This is a genomic window from Bradyrhizobium sp. Kon56 (assembly GCF_055807635.1).
The window spans coordinates 1-17,160 of the sequence record NZ_JBVVOU010000058.1; the positions used below are offsets into that span (position 1 = coordinate 1).

General features: G+C 64.2%; 16 protein-coding genes. 7 read left to right on the forward strand and 9 right to left on the reverse strand.

Features of this window, described 5'->3' with window-relative positions; all coding sequences use genetic code 11:
* Positions 1 to 161: 161 nt before the first annotated feature.
* The 4 genes from AC0L3B_RS36785 to folE form a co-directional block, all read right to left on the reverse strand.
* A complete protein-coding gene (locus tag AC0L3B_RS36785) occupies positions 162 to 1,337 on the reverse strand; it encodes a DUF2336 domain-containing protein (RefSeq protein WP_204511586.1) in 1,176 nt (391 codons plus the stop codon).
* A 206-nt stretch (positions 1,338 to 1,543) separates the two neighbouring features.
* Complete coding sequence (locus AC0L3B_RS36790; protein ID WP_018455378.1) at positions 1,544 to 2,578, reverse strand: transglycosylase; 1,035 nt, start codon at positions 2,576 to 2,578, stop codon at positions 1,544 to 1,546.
* A 131-nt stretch (positions 2,579 to 2,709) separates the two neighbouring features.
* Entirely contained in the window at positions 2,710 to 3,132 is a 423-nt protein-coding gene (hisI, locus tag AC0L3B_RS36795) for a phosphoribosyl-AMP cyclohydrolase (RefSeq protein ID WP_018455377.1), read from the reverse strand.
* A gap of 27 nt (positions 3,133 to 3,159) precedes the next feature.
* Positions 3,160 to 3,852 (reverse strand): GTP cyclohydrolase I FolE, encoded by a 693-nt coding sequence (folE, locus tag AC0L3B_RS36800; protein WP_007602630.1) that lies wholly within the window; start codon positions 3,850 to 3,852, stop codon positions 3,160 to 3,162.
* Positions 3,853 to 4,081: 229 nt separating this feature from the next.
* Here folE and AC0L3B_RS36805 point away from each other — a divergent pair, with 229 nt between their 5' ends.
* Positions 4,082 to 4,537 (forward strand): iron-sulfur cluster assembly scaffold protein, encoded by a 456-nt coding sequence (locus AC0L3B_RS36805; protein ID WP_007602629.1) that lies wholly within the window; start codon positions 4,082 to 4,084, stop codon positions 4,535 to 4,537.
* A gap of 57 nt (positions 4,538 to 4,594) precedes the next feature.
* Here AC0L3B_RS36805 and AC0L3B_RS36810 read toward each other — a convergent pair whose 3' ends face one another.
* Complete coding sequence (locus AC0L3B_RS36810; RefSeq protein WP_204511587.1) at positions 4,595 to 5,494, reverse strand: COG3904 family protein; 900 nt, start codon at positions 5,492 to 5,494, stop codon at positions 4,595 to 4,597.
* Positions 5,495 to 5,747: 253 nt separating this feature from the next.
* Here AC0L3B_RS36810 and yidD point away from each other — a divergent pair, with 253 nt between their 5' ends.
* Positions 5,748 to 6,086, forward strand: a complete 339-nt coding sequence (gene yidD / locus AC0L3B_RS36815; protein ID WP_247299741.1) for a membrane protein insertion efficiency factor YidD — start codon at positions 5,748 to 5,750, stop codon at positions 6,084 to 6,086.
* A 91-nt stretch (positions 6,087 to 6,177) separates the two neighbouring features.
* Positions 6,178 to 6,390, forward strand: a complete 213-nt coding sequence (locus AC0L3B_RS36820) for a hypothetical protein (RefSeq protein WP_026232939.1) — start codon at positions 6,178 to 6,180, stop codon at positions 6,388 to 6,390.
* On the opposite strand, the gene AC0L3B_RS36825 is transcribed toward AC0L3B_RS36820, so the two are convergent.
* Both AC0L3B_RS36825 and AC0L3B_RS36830 read right to left on the reverse strand, forming a co-directional pair.
* Positions 6,391 to 7,605 (reverse strand): hypothetical protein, encoded by a 1,215-nt coding sequence (locus tag AC0L3B_RS36825; protein ID WP_085351145.1) that lies wholly within the window; start codon positions 7,603 to 7,605, stop codon positions 6,391 to 6,393.
* Between the two features lie 2 nt (positions 7,606 to 7,607).
* The gene (locus AC0L3B_RS36830) at positions 7,608 to 8,975 is read right to left on the reverse strand and encodes an APC family permease (protein WP_085351144.1); all 1,368 of its coding nucleotides are present in this window, start codon (positions 8,973 to 8,975) and stop codon (positions 7,608 to 7,610) included.
* Positions 8,976 to 9,303: 328 nt separating this feature from the next.
* On the opposite strand from AC0L3B_RS36830, the gene AC0L3B_RS36835 reads away from it, so the two are divergent.
* On the forward strand, positions 9,304 to 10,644 hold the full coding sequence (locus tag AC0L3B_RS36835; RefSeq protein ID WP_204511589.1) for an alpha/beta hydrolase: 1,341 nt from the start codon (positions 9,304 to 9,306) through the stop codon (positions 10,642 to 10,644).
* 68 nt (positions 10,645 to 10,712) lie between these two features.
* Here the strand turns inward: AC0L3B_RS36835 and AC0L3B_RS36840 are convergent, their stop codons facing one another.
* Together AC0L3B_RS36840 and AC0L3B_RS36845 are read right to left on the reverse strand one after the other, a co-directional pair.
* Positions 10,713 to 11,102: a hypothetical protein gene (locus AC0L3B_RS36840; protein ID WP_026232937.1), complete on the reverse strand. Its 390-nt coding sequence runs from the start codon at positions 11,100 to 11,102 to the stop codon at positions 10,713 to 10,715.
* A gap of 92 nt (positions 11,103 to 11,194) precedes the next feature.
* A complete protein-coding gene (locus AC0L3B_RS36845; protein ID WP_473382315.1) occupies positions 11,195 to 12,367 on the reverse strand; it encodes an MFS transporter in 1,173 nt (390 codons plus the stop codon).
* A gap of 186 nt (positions 12,368 to 12,553) precedes the next feature.
* Here AC0L3B_RS36845 and thrS point away from each other — a divergent pair, with 186 nt between their 5' ends.
* The 3 genes from thrS to AC0L3B_RS36860 all read left to right on the forward strand — a co-directional run bounded on the left by thrS (position 12,554) and on the right by AC0L3B_RS36860 (position 16,624).
* Positions 12,554 to 14,635, forward strand: coding sequence for a threonine--tRNA ligase (gene thrS / locus AC0L3B_RS36850; protein WP_473382318.1), 2,082 nt, complete (start codon positions 12,554 to 12,556; stop codon positions 14,633 to 14,635).
* A gap of 93 nt (positions 14,636 to 14,728) precedes the next feature.
* Positions 14,729 to 15,292 carry a nitroreductase family protein gene (locus AC0L3B_RS36855; RefSeq protein ID WP_018455367.1) on the forward strand — a complete coding sequence of 188 codons (564 nt, stop codon included), beginning with the start codon at positions 14,729 to 14,731 and terminating at the stop codon, positions 15,290 to 15,292.
* Between the two features lie 63 nt (positions 15,293 to 15,355).
* A complete protein-coding gene (locus tag AC0L3B_RS36860) occupies positions 15,356 to 16,624 on the forward strand; it encodes a serine hydrolase domain-containing protein (RefSeq protein WP_473382320.1) in 1,269 nt (422 codons plus the stop codon).
* Positions 16,625 to 17,160 lie beyond the last annotated feature (536 nt).

Below are 17,160 nucleotides of genomic sequence, written 5' to 3' on the forward strand. Positions count from 1 at the left end.
TGCAAACCGCGGCAGGCCATTCCTCACGGAACAGGTCGAGAATAACTGATCGCGCTATTACAAGGGTGGGCAAAGCGAAGCGTGCCCACCAATCGACATGAATTGTGCGGAGAGACGGTGGGCACGGCGCAATGCGCCTTTTGCCCACCCTACACGTCTCGTTACGCCGCAATCAGATCGTCATAGACCGGATCAACCGTCTCGTCCGCGACCAGCTCGTCGCAGAACAGCCTTGCCTCTTCGCGCGCGGATTCGGTGGCGAAGCGGCGGAGCAGGACCATCAGCGGCTCGGTCGCGCCGCGGTCGGTCTCGCAATGGGTGAGCACGCGCTCGACCATGCGGCGGCGCAGCCTTGCTGCATTGTCGTCGCTGTCGACGAAGCCCTGCTCGTGGCAGGCATCGAGCGCGACCTGGAAGGCTGCAAACGTCGCCTCGGGAAGCCCGGCGCGGCGGAGCAGCGCGTGCAGGCTGTTGCCGCCGCGATCGTGCAGCAGCGCGGACACGCGCGCCAGCGGCAGCTCGGCGAGCTCAGCCAGCGCCGCATCGAACAGGTCGAGATTGCTCGACAGCAGCGCGCGCAGAATGAGACCCGCGGTGAGCTGGCCGGTGATGCGCAGGTGCCGAACAAGCCCTTCCATGTCTTCGCCGCGCGAGCGCGCCGCAATGTTCATGGTGGAGCGGTCGCGCGCCTCGGTCGCGATGCGCTCGGCGCGGTCGGCAGTCAGCCAGTTCCGGGCTACGACGAATTGGGCCAGCGTCTCCGAGAGTTTGGCCACCAGCGCGGCGCGCGTGGCAGACGGCAGATCCTCCAGCACCAGCATCGCCTCGCGGATCGCGGCGAGATGGCCGTGACGCTCGACGATGCGATCCCAGGAGAAGGGCGCAAGCTCGGCATGAGGATTTTCGATCAGCTCGAGCGCTGCCGCCGCGCAGCCGACTTCGGCAATGGCGGCGCAGACCGATACCGGCAGCGCGATGCGGCGGGCGACCGCGCACTGCACCTCGTCGTTGCCGGTCGCGACGATGTCGACGAGATCGGCGTCGATCAGCAGCGGAGAATGTTCGAGCACGGGCAGCGCGACGGTCGGCTGGTCCGCCGACAGCGCCCGCACGATCGACGCCGGTGCCTCGGTACTGCGCGCAAACGCCTCGGCCATCGCCTGCCGCACCAGCGGCGAGGGATCGTCAAGCAGCATCAGAAGCGCGCCTTCAGCGGCAATACGGTCGTCATGGGAAAGGTCTGAGATCAGCCAGGCCCGGGCCAGCGCCCGCGTCGCCTCGGCCCGCTCGCCGGCGGGCGCCGTCCTGATCCAATTGATGAACTGCCGAACAATCATGGTGCTTCCGGCTTACGCAACGAAGACGAAGCGGTGACGGCTTGTCACCTGCAACACAAAATAAACCACGACGCTTAATAAAGCGTTCACCATAACTGGCTGGTTTTATTGACGTTTTGTTAAGGGAACAAAGGCGGCCCGTTCACGCACCGGGCCCTGCGCAGCAGCGTTCCCGCTGCGACGTGTCCGAGACACGGGAGTGCGTATTAGCTTGAGAACGTGCCGCTGCGATCGCTGAACAGATCAAGCGGCTGGGGCGGCCGGACGTCAGGCGTCCCCGATGCGGCCGAGGTCGCGGGTGCGACCGAAGTGAGCGAGGCATTGTTGCCCCACAATTTCTGCACGGTCGTCGAGACCGGCTGGGTGGTGTCGCCGGGCTGATAGATCGAGCGAAACACCGGCGTGATCGGTGTATTGTCCGCGGCCGTCGTTGGCACTGTCGCGCTGACCGGCATCACCGCGCGTGTGTTCGGAAAGGTCTGGAGATACGCGGCATTGTCGATCAGCGGCGCGGCAGGCTGTACGCCGTTGGCGCTCGCGACCTGCGTGGTCGACGTGCCGCCATACATCGCCATCGCGCTGCGGGTGGTTTTCGAATTTGCCGCGCCGGCGTAGCGTGCATCCAGCACGGAATAGACCTCGGAGATGCTGCGCGCGCGGCCGTCCTTGGCGTAGAAGATCGAGCGATTGGCGGACGCCGCGTTAGGAAACAACCGCGCGCCAACCGCTTGCGGATTGTCCTCGGCATTGGCGATCAGTTTCGCGGCGCCGCCGACGCCCATGAAATGCGCCATGTAGAGTTCGCTGTCGGACGGCCTGCGGCCGAGCAGGCCGGTGAGCTTGAAGCTGTTCGACTGCGTCAGCGCAGCCGCCATGCTGGAGGCGGCCTCCGGATCGTCGCGCAGCTTCATGATCGACCGCTTCATCGCGGGATCATCGACGGTGTAGGTGCCCGACGACGTCCTGGTGATGGCGTCCGAATAGTTGCCATAGCCGAGCTGGGTGCCCGCTTCCTTCACCGTGCCAAGCCAGGTCTGGTCGATGAACTGGTAGAGCCCGTGCGCGGATGACGTAGTCGCCCCCGCCGTGGGATCGAAATCCGATTCCATCTTGGCGGTGGTCAGCATGTACTGGAAGCTGACGCCACCTACGTTCGAGGCCTGCTTGATCGCACTGGCGACGCGTGCCCGCGACGGATCAAGGACCGCCGCCTGTGAGACACTGGAATTGTCGACCGACATGATGAAGTGCCCGCCCGCATGGCGTTGAGGCGCGCCGGCAATTCGACGCCCTGTCGTCTCACCGTGGGACAGATATGGTTAATGCGGGGTAAATTCGGGCCGCCAGCGCCGCCCTCCGCATGACGGCAGGACTACTTCTTGTACACCGCGTCCGGATCGAACAGCCTGTCCGCATCGACAAAGACGAGCCTGGCGCCGCCGTCTTCGGCCTCGACCTTGCGGTAGAAGCAGGACCGGCGGCCGGTGTGACACGCAGCGCCGATCTGCTCGACGCGCAGCCAGACCGCATCCTGATCGCAATCGGTGCGGATCTCGAGCACGCGCTGGGTCTGACCTGAGGTCTCACCTTTTCGCCACAAGGCATTGCGCGAGCGGCTGAAGTACCAGGCTTCGCCGGTCGCGATGGTCTTGCGCAGCGCCTCGTCATTCATGTGCGCGACCATCAGCACGTCGCCGGTGGAAAATTCGGTCGCGACGACCGTGACGAGCCCGGCCGCATCGAATCTCGGAAGGAAGGCGAGACCTTCCTCGGTTTCATGGGAGTGAGCGGACACAACGCCCTCGCCGGTCTATTCGCGAGGTCAGCGCTGCAGGCCTCGCACCAGGGACAGAAAACGCGCCTGTTCCGCCGGATTGTCGCGGAACATGCCGGTGAAGCGGCTGGTGAAGGTGGAGGCACCATGCTTGGCGACGCCGCGCACCGACATGCAGGTATGCTCGGCCTCGATCAGCACGGCAACGCCGCGCGGCTTGAGGATCTCGTCGATCGCTGCCGCGATCTGCGCGGTCATGTGCTCCTGGGTCTGGAGCCGGCGGGCGAAGATGTCGGTGAGGCGCGCAAGCTTCGACAGGCCGACCACGCGTTCCACCGGCGTATAGGCAATGTGCGCCTTGCCGTAGAACGGCATCATGTGATGCTCGCATTGAGAGGTGAACTCGATGTCGCGCACAAGGACGAAGTCGTCATAGCCGGCGGTCTCGCCGAAGGTGCGATCGAGCACCTCGGCCGGGCACTGGTGGTAGCCCTGATAGAGTTCGTCGAAAGCCTCGACCACGCGGCGCGGCGTGTCGAGCAGTCCCTCGCGGTTGGTGTTCTCGCCGATATAGGCAAGCAGCGTCTTCACCGCCTGCTCGGCCTCGGCGCGCGCCGGGCGCGGCTGGTCGGCGCGGACGGCGGCTGCAAGGAATTCGGAAGGATCAAGCTCCGCCGGACGGCTCTCGGGCTGCCGATCGGAGGGCTTGTTGGGGCGGATGGATTTGATGGTAGCGTCCATGTCGACTCCGTTCGACGGCCTTGCGGCCGGAGTGTCACCGGCAGACGGGCGGCGAACCGCCGGACGCCTGAGAGAACAGTTTCGGCGAAAAGTCTGCAAGCCGTAACGCCGGCAGCAGGGTTCTGGATCACACCATCGCTGCGGCGCTGGACTGTTTTTCCGCCAGTTCCGACCCTATATAAGGCTGTGGACGGCGCACGCCAAGGCCGGTCCTGCTGGACTCCATCACATGCTGAACGACATTTATAACAAGCGGATCATCGAACTGGCCGGGAATATTCCGCGGCTCGGGCGGTTGCCGGATCCCGATGCCACTGCCACCGCCCATTCCAAGCTGTGCGGGTCGACGGTCAAGGTCGACCTCAAGATGGAGGGCGAGAAGGTCACTGACTTCGCCCATGACGTGAAGGCCTGCGCGCTGGGACAAGCTTCTTCCTCCATCATGGCAAGTCAGATCGTCGGATCGACTGCGAGCGAACTCCGTGAGTTACGCGAAACTGTTCGCAAGATGCTGAAGGAGAACGGCGCGCCTCCTGAAGGCAAATGGGAAGAGATCAAGTTCCTCGAGCCGGTCCGCGACTACAAGGCGCGCCACGCCTCGACGCTCCTGACCTTCGATGCCGTGGTCGATGCCATCGGCCAGATCGAGGCGAAGGCGAAGCAGCCGGCTGCGGCGCAAGGCTGATTCCGGAGGCTGATCCGGGCTCGTCGCTCGACCCGGAAATAGATCAGAGATTCGAGGCTATTTCTGCGACGCCGCAACCGGCGTGGCCACGCCGCCCGTGGGCACCAGGGCTTCCGCCGTCTTGGTCGACTTCGCAGGCTGCTCCGGTTCCGCACCGAACCTCGCCTGGGTCTTCGGTGCAAGCTCCGCCATTGCCGGCGCGGAGATGTCGACATGCGGCAGCACGTCGGCCACGAGATCCGTCGTCACGAGATTGGTCAGCTTGAGCTCGCCTGCATCGAGCTGATGCAGATCTTCCCAGGGCGGGACGCTGAGCGCGAGCGACAGCAGATCGCCGGCACCGCCCATGTCGAACGTGTATTTGGCAAGCCGGCCGATGTCGCGCTCCACGATCATCAGGTCCTGCGCGCTGTAGCTCGCCGCCTTGGCATCGTCGGCGCGATCGCCCATCCAGATCTGGTGAACCCGGACATGGGCCGCTTCCGGCACGTAGCGCTTCTTGCCCGCCAACAGCAGGAACACGCACATGGATTCGCAATAGGCCTCCGGCGCGACTGCCGGACGGGCCGACTGCCCGCCGCGGTTCTGAACGCTAACGCCGACCGTGGTCAGAAGTCCGAGATTGCGGAAGCGCCGGCCGAGCGTGATCGCGTCGTTGACGGAACCGCCGCTGGAATCCAGCACCACGGTGGCGCCGCCGAGCTGGCGCCCGCGGGAAAACTCTTCGAAGTCCCGGGGCGTATCGGCGGTGATGATGCCGACTGCACTGACCCAACCGCGGCAATTCGGTTCGCAGGCGACCCAATTGAACTTCATCGGCAGCTTGCGCTCTTCGAGGGCAGCACCGGCCCGGGCAGACGACCCGAGCATCGCGACGGCGCCAGCCAGCACGACTCCACAAGCGGCGATTCCTACCAGCAACCAGCCGCGAAGATTGAGCGCCTTCAGAAGTTTCAAACTGGTCCCTTCCCCAAGTCCCAAGCCTTAGCCCAAGCCTTACGGCGAGCCGACTCAGCCAAGCCCCGTTCCGACATTCCAATGAGTCTCACATGGACGTCACAAAAATGGTATCCGGGGGAATACAGCTCGTCCATAGGCATTTGCTGCACTGCTCCCAAAAAGCACGCTAAATATGACGTACAAACAACAGCTTACAGTTCCCTGCACCGGAACCGCGCAAAACCTCGCCCACGATCTCAGCAAAGCGCCCATGAAGCAATCAGCCTGCGAGCACTGTTCCAATCCCGTCGCGGGCGCGCTCCGGCTTCCACGCAGATTCGCCCGCGCGCTGATCTGGCTCTACCGCCACACGCTCTCGCCGCTGGTTGGCTACAATTGCCGGCACCTGCCGACCTGCTCCACCTATGGCGACGAGGCAATCGAACGGTTCGGGCTGTGGGCCGGCGGCTGGATGACGCTCGCGCGCCTGCTCCGTTGCAACCCTTTCGGCACCTCGGGCATCGACAACGTGCCCCTCACCGCACCACAGGGCGCGCGCTGGTACTTGCCCTGGCGCTACGGCCGCTGGCGCGGCGTCAACGCATCCTGAGCATGATGCGGCGCCTCAGGTGTCGCTACCTTGAGTGGAACCAAAACTCTCTCCTCGCGTTGCTGTGATGCTCCCGCGGGAGGAAACAACAATGCGCTGGAAAATCAGCCCTCATTTTCACGTCAGACTTGGACCGGATTCCCGGGGTGGTTCGCGAGGCCACGATCCCAGAACCCTCGACATGCTCGCCATCATCGCCCTGCTGCTGCTCGTGGTCGGCTCCGGCTGGTATCTGGAGACGAGTCTTGCCACGCCGCCTAGCACGACGGCATTCATCGTGCCGAGCCAGAGCGTGCACTGGTAATTAGCGGGACCAGAAAAAGCGTCCGGGTGGCGGCGGGACCGGCTCAGGCGGACGTGGCCGCTTGGGACGCAGCGGTTTCGGCGACGGCTCGGCGGACGAGGTGGTCTCCGCCCCCGGCGCCGTCTCGCTTCCCGGCACCTTCACCGCCAGCAGCAAGTTCGACTCGTGCATTCGCCAGCGGTAGCCGACGCCGAAATCGATCGGCTGGGCGCGCGTGAACAGCGCGGCGTAGCGTTCCTGGTAGCGGCCGGGGAATTCGCCGATCGGTCCGAGATAGCGGCCGAACGGGAAGAACCGCCATTGCCGCGAATTGTAGCTCGAAAGCGGAATGCCGGAATCGTCCTGGACGATGGTCGCGCTGTTGGCGAGCAACCAGTCGCGCGCCACGGTGAAATTGCCGGAGTGCAGCAGATAGGACGCACTCTTGATCAGGCTGTTGCCGGGTCCGAGCGTCTCGCAGAACTTCAGGAATCCTGCCGCGCGTGCACCTGAATTGGAGAGATCGGTCGAGAAATAATACAGCGTGCGCGCCTCGCCGTCGGGGCCCGCAAAGGTGATGCGGGCGCCGCGCGTCGCGTTCGGTCCTGGATTGTCGTTGCCGACATGCACGCCGCCCCTGTCGTCGAGTGCGACCATCTCGACATTGCGGATGATCTTGCCGGAGCGGACGAGGAAGACGTAGAGGATCGGCAAGGTGCCGTTGACCTGGTTGGTGTGCAGGTCGACCTTCATTTGCTTGGTGATGAAGAAGGAAAAACTCAGGATCGAGCCGAGCGAGCGCTCGACATTATAGAGCGCGGCGCCGACCGAACTGCGCGGCAATCGCGTCAGGTCAGCCACTGCACCGACCGGCTCCAGCGCGCCAAGCACGTAAGTGCTGGCCTTGGGATAGAAGGCGTTGGCGTAGAGGAAGTCGGGGCCGCTGAACCAATAAAACATGGTCGGCTTGGTCGCCGCCAAATTGACGTCGGCCCAGTTGCGGATCTTCGCGAGCTGGCGCTCCTCGAGCTGGGCGAAGGCACTGTCGAAGAATCTCGCGTGGCGTTGCCAACCCGAGTCCTTTGTGAGCGGCACCAGCGGCGAATCCGCCGAAGGCTGCATGCCCGCGAGGAAGCGCGCGGTGTCGTCGAAGGTTGCCTCGGCAGCACGTGCGGACGAGACGGCCGCAGCCAGCAAGGCGAGAGCCACGGCCGCAATTCTCATGGGTCGAAACATGTCTATTCGCGATTGTGTGACGTGCCAGCGGCGACCGGCCGCCTGCGGAAAACAGCATAAATCAACAGGCCCGAGACCAGGACGAGCATCCCCGATAGCGATTGCACCGGCCGCTCAGTCAATAAATAGTACATCATGAACGCGGTCACGAGCAGGAACACGAGCGGCGTGAACGGGTATCCCCAGGCACGATAGGGCCGCGGCAAATCGGGATCCGTGATGCGCAGCTTGATCACGCCGGCGACCGTGAAGAACGAGCAGAACAGCAGCGCGAACTGGATGAAGTCGAGCACGGCCTCGAAGCTGCGCGTGAACAGCAGCAAATTGGCGACGGCGAGCTGAAACAGGATGGCATAGGCCGGCGCGCCGCGCACCGATCTCCGCGAGAACACGCGCAGCGCCGGAATATCCTCCCCCATCGTCATCATCACGCGCGGGCCGATCCACATCATCGCGCTGATCGAGGAGATCAGGCCGAAACAGATCATCGCGCCGACGATCCGGCCGCCGAGATTGCCGAAGATCGCGCTGCCGGCGACGCTGGCGACGTCGAGCTGACCCGCGAGCGCGCCCACCGGCGTAGAATGGAGAAACACCGCATTCAGCGCGACGTACAGCACGAGCACGATCAGCGTGCCCGCGAGCAGCGCACGCGGCAGGTCCCGCTGCGGCATGTTCATCTCGCCGATGATGTAGGTCGCGGCATTCCAGCCCGAGAACGAATACATCACGAATACGAGCCCGATCGCGAAAGGCGCGCTGACGATATGCACGAGATCACCCGCCTGCGGCGTGAAGGCGATCGGCTGCGGCACGCCGACGATGAAGCCGGCGACCAGGAAGGCAACGATCAGCACGACCTTCAGGATGGTCGAGATCAACTGGAACGTCGAGGAATGCCTGACCCCGGTCAGTTGCACGAGCGAGACCAGCCACACCACGGCGATGGCAAGCGGGATCGGCGGCACATCGGGGACCACCGATTTGGCGTATTCGCCAAAGGCCATCGCGGCGAGCGCGACGGGTGCTGCAAAGCCAACCGTCGCCGACACCCAGCCGGCGAGAAAGCCGAAGGCGGGATGATAGGCTCGGCCGAGGAAATTGTATTCGCCGCTCGAGCGCGGAAACATCGCGCCGAGCTCGCTGTAGGAGAATACCCCGCATAGCGCAACGATCCCGCCGACCGTCCAAAGCAAGAGAATCGAGAAGCCCGAGGGAATGTCCTTGACCTGGAAGCCGAGGCTGGTGAAGACGCCGACCCCGATCATGTCGGCCACGACGATGGCGGTTGCGACCAGAACGGAGACCCCGGACCCGCTTCCGGTGAGCCGGCCGGTCCAGGGTGCAGTACCCGCATCTGATGCCGTCATCGCCGTCCTCAACCTCAGGCGTCACGCCTCGTGGGAAGCATCGTGCAGCTCGGTCCAGTCAATCCAAGCAGGGTTAACAAGGGTTAAATGAGGCGGGGCCAAATCGGTACTGCAGCACCATCAATGCACGAACGGGCAATAAAGCGTCGTAAACACCGGGACATCCCGTCTCCCTCCCCCACAATCGCGACACGATTGCGTGGTCCCTTTGAGCGTTCCGGATGTGGGGAAGTTTCTCCGGACACTTAACGTCGCCTAAACGCCCATCGGCTCAATTGCCTTAATGATTGCCGATGGACTTGTGGTCATGACTTGGGGTCATGGGTGAATGGTCGGGGCCGTTCCGAAACCGAGAGCTGACATCCGCGCCGACCGGACCACGTCCGGCGCACGCGGTCGTGCGCTTCGGACCGCTCTGATCTCAGCCTTGGTGCCGTTGTCGCTGACGCTGGTTCAATGCGGCAAGGCACCCAATCCGGCAGCACTCGCGGCGAACTCGCAGGCCAACGTCCAAGCCAACGTCCCAGCCAACGTCCAGGTCGTCGCGAAGACAAACCAGCTCGCAAGCAGCGACACGTTCGAGGATCGCTTCCCGGCCCCCCAGTTCAGGGAGCGCTTCCCATCCGCGAGCGAGGGTTTTCTGCAACGGCAGATGTCGGACTTCTCACCCAAGCGCGCCGTGCAGCCGCAGCCGGAGCAGGCGCCTTACAAGGTTGCTTCGCTCGCGCCGCAGGCCCCCTACCAGCGTCCGCCACGCGAGGACCTGACGACGCTCGTCAGCATGAAATCGTCAGCCTTCCCCTATTTCGGCAACAACCCTGCCTCCGACGCGCCATTCCTCAACATCTCCAAGGGCGACCGCCGCGGCCACCGCAGCTATTCCGGGCGCGTGTTCTGGCAGGACGAGACTTACAACGATAACCGCGTCCTGATGCACGTGCCCGAACATTTCGACGTGCGGAAGCCAGGCGTGATCGTGGTGTTCTTCCACGGCAATGGCGCGACGCTGGAGCGCGACGTGCGCGACCGCCAGCTGGTGCCGCAACAGATCACTGATTCCGGCGCCAACGCCATCCTGCTCGCACCGCAGATGGCGGTCGATGCCGCCGATTCCAGCGCAGGAAAATTCTGGCAGGCTGGCGGCCTCAAGCGCTTCATCGACGAGTCGGCGAACCATCTCGCCCGCCTCACCGGCGATCCCAACAGCGCCCGCGCCTTCGCCAACATGCCGATCGTGATCGTCGGCTACAGCGGCGGCTTCCTGCCGACGGCCTGGAGCCTCGAGGTTGGTGGCATCGGTGACCGTGTCCGCGGCGTCGTGTTGCTCGACGCCGTCTATGGCGAGATGGACAAGTTCGCCTCATGGATCGAGAGCCACCGCTCCGGCTTCTTCGTCAGCTCCTACACCCGCTACACCGCACGGCGCGACCGCGAACTGATGAGCACGCTGCGGCAGAAAGGCATAACCGTCTCCGAAGACATGGACGGCCCCTTGCGTCCGGGCAGCGTGGTGTTCGTCGAAACCGGGGACGGCATCACGCATCGTGACTATGTGACGCGAGCGTGGACGCGGGACCCGCTCAAGGACGTCCTCGTGAAGATGTCGGCGACGCCATCACTCGCGCTCACGCGCGTGGCCTCCACCAATCCATCCCCGTCGGGCCGGTAAGCCCGCGATATTGCGCCGTCGGTATTTTGGCTAGGTGGGCCTGTAACTGTCGCAGGCCCTGATCTGCCTCAGGTCTTTGGCAGCTTCGGAATGCTTTCGGCAAAGCCGTTGAAGCAGGCCAGCCGCTCGTCCTCTTCCTTGAAGAAACGGCAATCGGCGTAGCCCTTGGCCTTGGCCGGCTTCGGCTTTGGCGTCGGCGGGATCACGGCGTCGTAGCAATTGAGCCGGTCCTTGGTGCCGTCATCGAGGTCCAGGCAAGCCTGCAGCCGCGCCGCGATGGATTGTGGCTTGCCCTTCGGCGCGGCAGCCGGCTTGGCCGCAGCCTCCTTGGTGCCCGCCTTGGTCCCTTTGGGCTTGACCTGCACCAACGGCTTGTCTCCGATCATTGGTGGCTTGTCGGCTTGCGCGAAAGCGGAAGCTGAATAGAGCACCGCGGCAACCGCCAGAATCATCCTCATCTCAGTCAACCCTCTTTGGTCCCCATGACCGGCCTTCTAGCCTCCCGGCGCGCGGTTTGCCAAGCACCTTGCGCACACAGGCACGCTTCCGTTCAGGCCGGGGCGGCTGTTGCCGGCCGGGGCCGGGTCAGGACGACCAGGATCAGCGCCACCACCACGAAACCGACTGCGACGAAGCCGAGCGTATGCAGGAGCTCGCGGGCGAACAGCAGTCCGCCGACGGCAGAGCCGACCGCCTGGCCGATATAAAGGACGGAGGTGTTGAGTGCGACGGTCGCCGATGCCAGCGACGGTGCGGCCGAGACCAGCCGCACCTGCTGCATCGAATTGGTCGAGGCAAAACCGAGGCCCCAGATCGCGACCGCACCCGCCATCAACGCGAGCGTGCCGGCGCCGAGTGCCCAGCCCGTGATTCCTGCAAGCAGCAGGCAGGTGAACAGCAGCGAGGTGCGATAGGGTCCCGAGGTGTCGACGATGCGGGTCGCGATGACAACGCCGAGGAAGCCGCAGACGCCACAGAGAGCGAACACCAGGCCGATCGCATCGGGCCCTGCACCGGTCAGCTTGTTGAGCAGCGGCCCCATGAAGGTGAACACCACGAACTGCCCGGACATCTGCAACATCGTGATCGCAAGCAGAAGCCGGATCGTTCTGTTGCGACCGACCGCGCTCCAGGTCTTCAGATCCACCGGCGTCCCCTTCAAGCCCCCCGGCAGCCGCATCAGCAACAGCAGGAAGCTGACGCAACCGAGCGCGCCGATTCCGCCATAGGCCGCGCGCCAGCCATAGCGGCTGGCGATGAAGGTGATCAGCGGCAGGCCGACGGCGGCAGCGAGCGACCAGCCGAGAAAGATGTAGGCAATCGTGCTGCCGCGACGCTCCACCGGCACGATCAACGCCGCCGTACCGGCGGCCTGCGGCGTGTAAAGCGCGCCGACCGCGAGCATCACCAGGCGGATGACGAGGAGGCTCGCATAGTCGGGCGCAAAGGCCGAGGCCAGATTGCCAAAAGCGAGCACCGCCAGCGTCGTGGTGAGTAACGCCCGGCGCTCGATCCGGCTGGTGAGCCAGGCCGTCAGCGGCGAGCCGATGCAGAGGATGACAGCCCCGAAGGTGATCAGGAGCGCAGCCGCATGGATGCTGACGTCGAGCCCCGTCGCCAATTCCGGCAGCATGCCCGCCGGCGCCAGTACTGAGCAGCCGGTGACGAGATTGCCGAGCATCAGGGCGGTTGGCGCGAAACGGCCGGCGCGTGCATTTTCCATGCAAACGCATGTAGAGCCGCCTTGCGACCAGTTAAAGGGCGTTGCCCGGAATAGTTCGTGCAGCGCCTCCGCTTTTGCGCGCCGGTTTCTTGGAAATGCCGGATTGCGCAGGCCGACTCGCCTGATATATCGCTCGTTCCCGCTTACCTGCGCTCGTTCGCAGGAGTGAGCCTCAGGAGACATGCCATGACCGACCAGCCCAAGGACCCATCCAAGGACCAATCCAAGTCCGAGCAGCCCAAATCCGAATCCGGCTTCCAGTACAGCCTCAGCAATTTGAGACCCGTGACCCCACCGGAAAAAATCACCCTCACCTTCCCCGACGGCGCCCGGCGCGAATACGCCAAGAGCATCACCGGCCTCGAACTCGCCAAGGGAATTTCGCCGTCGCTGGCCAAGCGTACGGTCGCGATGGCGCTCGACGGCGTGGTCTCCGACCTCGACGATCCCATCGAAGCCGATGCCAGGATCGAGCTGATCAACCGGGACGATCCGCGCGCGCTCGAGCTGATCCGCCATGACTGCGCCCACGTGCTGGCCGAAGCCGTGCAGACGCTGTGGCCGGGCACGCAGGTCACCATCGGCCCCGTGATCGAGAACGGCTTCTATTACGATTTCTTCCGCAACGAGCCGTTCACGCCGGAAGACTTTGCCGCGATCGAGAAGAAGATGCGCGAGCTCATCGCGCGCGACAAGCCTTTTACGAAGGAGGTTTGGGATCGCGAAAAGACCAAACAGGTGTTCCGCGACAAGGGCGAGGCGTTCAAGGTCGAGCTGGTCGATGCCATTCCCGGCAACGAGCCGATCAAGATCTATTACCAGGGCGACTGGTTCGATCTCTGCCGCGGCCCGCACATGACATCGACCGGTAAGGTCGGCAACGCCTTCAAGCTGATGAAGGTGGCCGGCGCCTATTGGCGCGGCGAGAGCAACAACCCGATGCTGACCCGCATCTACGGCACGGCATTCGCCAATCAGGAGGACCTCGACGCTTATCTGAAGCAGATCGAGGAAGCGGAAAAGCGCGACCATCGCAAGCTCGGGCGCGAACTCGACCTCTTCCACTTCCAGGAGGAAGGTCCGGGCGTCGTGTTCTGGCACGCCAAGGGCTGGACCATCTTCCAGCAGCTGATCGCCTATATGCGACGCCGCCTGGCCGGTGACTATAGCGAGGTCAACGCCCCCCAGATCCTCGACAAGTCGCTGTGGGAGACCTCCGGCCATTGGGGCTGGTACCGCGAGAACATGTTCGCGGCGCAGTCGGCCGGCGAGGAGGCCGAAGACAAGCGCTGGTTCGCGCTGAAGCCGATGAACTGCCCAGGCCACGTGCAGATCTTCAAGCATGGCCTGAAGAGCTACCGCGACCTGCCGCTGCGGCTCGCCGAGTTCGGCGTGGTGCACCGCTACGAGCCGTCCGGCGCGATGCACGGATTGATGCGCGTGCGCGGCTTCACCCAGGATGACGCGCACATCTTCTGCATGGAGGATCAGCTCGCCGACGAGTGCCTGAAGATCAACGAGCTGATCCTGTCGACCTATGCCGATTTCGGCTTCACCGGCGATCTCACTGTGAAGCTGTCGACCCGGCCGGAGAAACGCGTCGGCACCGACGCGATGTGGGATCACGCCGAGCGCGTGATGGCGACGGTGCTGCGCGAGATCCAGTCGCAGAACAATCACATCAAGACCGAGATCAATCCGGGCGAAGGCGCCTTCTACGGACCGAAGTTCGAATATGTGCTGCGCGACGCCATCGGCCGCGACTGGCAGTGCGGCACCACGCAGGTCGACTTCAACCTGCCGGAACGGTTCGGTGCGTTCTACATCGACCACGACAGCGGCAAGAAGCCGCCGGTCATGGTGCACCGCGCGATCTGCGGTTCGATGGAGCGCTTCATCGGCATCCTGATCGAGCACTATGCCGGCAACTTCCCGCTCTGGCTGTCGCCGGTGCAGGTGGTGGTCACCACCATCACGTCGGAAGCCGACGAGTATGCCAAGCAGGTGCTGGAGCAGGTTCGGCGTGCGGGACTTCGAGCCGAGATCGACCTGCGCAACGAAAAGATCAACTACAAGGTCCGCGAGCATTCGCTCGCCAAAATTCCGGCACTGCTCGTGGTCGGCAAGAAAGAGGCCGAGACGCAGTCGGTCTCGATCCGCCGGCTCGGCAGCGACGGGCAGCAAGTGACGACGACGGTGGAAGCCATCGCCGCCCTCGTCGACGAAGCGACCCCGCCGGATGTGAAGCGGGCGCGTGGCGCGACCTGACATCTGAAATCGGTCTAAACTCGCTTTCGGTTGCGGGCGTGCATTCCTATGTGGGGACTGCACGCCCGACGACCAGCCGAAGAGGAAACCGCAGTGCCCGACGCCATCGAACTCCTGAAGACCCGCCGCTCGGTCAAGCCGCGCGAGATGTCCGGACCTGGCCCCTCCCCGGCCGAGCTCGAGACGATCCTCACCATCGGCGCGCGCGTGCCTGATCATGGCAAGCTCGCGCCCTGGCGCTTCATCATCTTCGAGGGCGATGCGCGCCAGCGCGCCGGCGAGGTGATCGCGAAGGTGTTTGCCCGGAAGAATCCCGGCGCGCCGGCGGCCGACGTCGAGACCGAGCGCAAACGCCTCACGGATGCGCCGCTGGTGATCGGCATCGTCAGCTTCACGAAGCCGCATCCGAAGGTGCCGGCCTTCGAGCAGGAATTGTCGGCCGGGGCCAGCGTTATGAACATCGTCACGGCCGCGGCGGCGCTCGGCTACGGCGCCTGCTGGCTGACCGGCTGGTTCGCGTTCGATCGCGACGTGCTGGATGGCCTCGGCCTCAAGCCGGACGAGAAGCTCGCGGGCTTCGTCCATATCGGCAAGCCGACCAGGCCGAGCGAAGACCGTCCGCGACCGGTCCTTTCTGAAATCGTGACGCGATTTTAATCGAAGGCGTGTTGACGCCTTCGACGTCTTGCGGCTTTGATCCCGGCGAGGGAGGAAGCCCGGATGAAGCGTCGTGAATTTCTGGTCGGAGCCGCGCTGCTGGCCGGCACGATGGCGCGAAGCCGCGCCGCCGACGTCCCCGCGCCGTCGTCCGACGGGCTCGACCGTATCACAGCGTATTTCGACAACGAGGTGACGAATGGCCGGCTGCCCGGCGCCGTGGTGCTGGTCCAGCAGCACGGCAAGCCGGTCTATCTGAAGACTATTGGCGTGCGCGACACCAGGACCGGTCTCGCGATGACGCCCGATACGATCTTCGCCATCCACTCGATGACCAAGCCGATCACCTGCCTTGGCGCGATGATGCTGATCGACGAGGGCAAGCTCGCGCTCACCGACCCCGTGTCGAAATACGTTCCCCTCTTCGCCGACACCAAGGTGGGCCTCGAGGTCACCAATCCCGACGGCACGTTGCACCTGGATCTCGTGGCCCCGGTCCGTCCCGTCAACATCGAGGATCTCCTGCGGCACACCTCGGGCATCAGCTACGACTACATCGGCGGCAAATGGGTCGAGCAGGCCTACAAGGCCGCAAATATCTTCGAAGGTCAATTCAACAACAGGGAATTCGCCCAACGCATCGCAAGGCTGCCGCTGGCACGGCAACCGGGAACGCTGTGGCGCTACGGTCATTCCACTGACGTCCTCGGCAGCGTCATCGAGATCATCTCGGGCCAGACGCTGTACGAATTCCTCAAGCAGCGCATCTACGATCCGCTCGGCATGAGCAGCACCAAGTTCGCGCTGGCGACCGAGGACGAGCTTGCGCGGATGGCGCGGCCGCTGCCGAACGACAACATCCTGCTCGCCGCCGAGCGCGAGCGCCTCGATCACCCCGAATGGCAGTCCGGCGGCGGCGGGCTGCTCTCGACCATCACCGACTACCAGCGATTCGCGCAGATGCTGCTCAATGGCGGCGAGTTCGACGGCAAGCGCTATCTGAGCCCCGCTGCCTTCAAGGCCATGACGACCGATCACGTCGGGCCGGGCTCGGGCGTCGGACGCGATTACTTCTATTTTCCGGGCGACGGCTTCGGCTATGGCTATGGCCTCGCGGTGCGGACCGATCCCGGCAACGCCAAACCGCCGCCGCCGGGCTCACTCGGCGAGTTGAAATGGGACAGTGGCAGTGGCACCTATTTCGGCGTCGATCCCAAGCTCGACATGGTCTACCTGCTGATGCAGCAGACCCAGAACGAGCGCAGCCGCATCACGCCGGCCTTCAAGGCGCTGGTCTACGACTGCTATCCGTCCGAGTTACGCCGTCCGTGAATCTCGCTCGCCGAAATCGGCGAGCAGCTTTGCGATCTCGGCGGCGTATACTCCCATCATCCTCGTCATTGCGAGCGCAGCGAAGCAATCCGGACTGCCCACGCGGAAAGACTCTGGATTGGTTCGCTGCGCTCGCAATGACGGAGTCTGTGGGTGGAAGCGTCGCACTTTCATCGCATTCCGGATCGCAGACGCACCTTCGCATCCTCGCGGCTTGTTCGCCCGAGCTTTGCCTCGATGCCTTACCCTCAAATGAAAGAGGGCGCAGGGAAGACCGGGTGCCGGCTGGCACCCGCGGTCCACTGTGCGAGATTGTCGTGAACAAAATTGCACAGCAGCATACAGGTGAAGCCAAAACATCCGGCCTTCCCTGCGCAGTGGCTTTACGGCTTATGTCGCGCTCTCCCCGGGGAGCGATGCACTATTGCCCCCGTCGCCTTGCGGATGGCTGACGCGTGCGCCCGGTTGGGCAACCCACATCACCGCAACGCTTGACGCACAGACCCCGGGCGTCAGGACCACACGATTTTGCCGTA

What these genes read in the sequence shown, in the direction of transcription:
- AC0L3B_RS36790 (WP_018455378.1), bottom strand. Translation starts at nt 2,578, where the DNA reads ATGTCGGTCGACAATTCCAGTGTCTCACAGGCGGCGGTCCTTGATCCG.
- AC0L3B_RS36860 (WP_473382320.1), top strand. Translation starts at nt 15,356, where the DNA reads ATGAAGCGTCGTGAATTTCTGGTCGGAGCCGCGCTGCTGGCCGGCACG.
- AC0L3B_RS36785 (WP_204511586.1), bottom strand. Translation starts at nt 1,337, where the DNA reads ATGATTGTTCGGCAGTTCATCAATTGGATCAGGACGGCGCCCGCCGGC.
- thrS (WP_473382318.1), top strand. Translation starts at nt 12,554, where the DNA reads ATGACCGACCAGCCCAAGGACCCATCCAAGGACCAATCCAAGTCCGAG.
- AC0L3B_RS36820 (WP_026232939.1), top strand. Translation starts at nt 6,178, where the DNA reads ATGCGCTGGAAAATCAGCCCTCATTTTCACGTCAGACTTGGACCGGAT.
- AC0L3B_RS36845 (WP_473382315.1), bottom strand. Translation starts at nt 12,367, where the DNA reads ATGGAAAATGCACGCGCCGGCCGTTTCGCGCCAACCGCCCTGATGCTC.
- AC0L3B_RS36825 (WP_085351145.1), bottom strand. Translation starts at nt 7,605, where the DNA reads ATGTTTCGACCCATGAGAATTGCGGCCGTGGCTCTCGCCTTGCTGGCT.
- AC0L3B_RS36840 (WP_026232937.1), bottom strand. Translation starts at nt 11,102, where the DNA reads ATGAGGATGATTCTGGCGGTTGCCGCGGTGCTCTATTCAGCTTCCGCT.
- AC0L3B_RS36830 (WP_085351144.1), bottom strand. Translation starts at nt 8,975, where the DNA reads ATGACGGCATCAGATGCGGGTACTGCACCCTGGACCGGCCGGCTCACC.
- folE (WP_007602630.1), bottom strand. Translation starts at nt 3,852, where the DNA reads ATGGACGCTACCATCAAATCCATCCGCCCCAACAAGCCCTCCGATCGG.
- yidD (WP_247299741.1), top strand. Translation starts at nt 5,748, where the DNA reads ATGAAGCAATCAGCCTGCGAGCACTGTTCCAATCCCGTCGCGGGCGCG.
- AC0L3B_RS36835 (WP_204511589.1), top strand. Translation starts at nt 9,304, where the DNA reads ATGGTCGGGGCCGTTCCGAAACCGAGAGCTGACATCCGCGCCGACCGG.
- AC0L3B_RS36805 (WP_007602629.1), top strand. Translation starts at nt 4,082, where the DNA reads ATGCTGAACGACATTTATAACAAGCGGATCATCGAACTGGCCGGGAAT.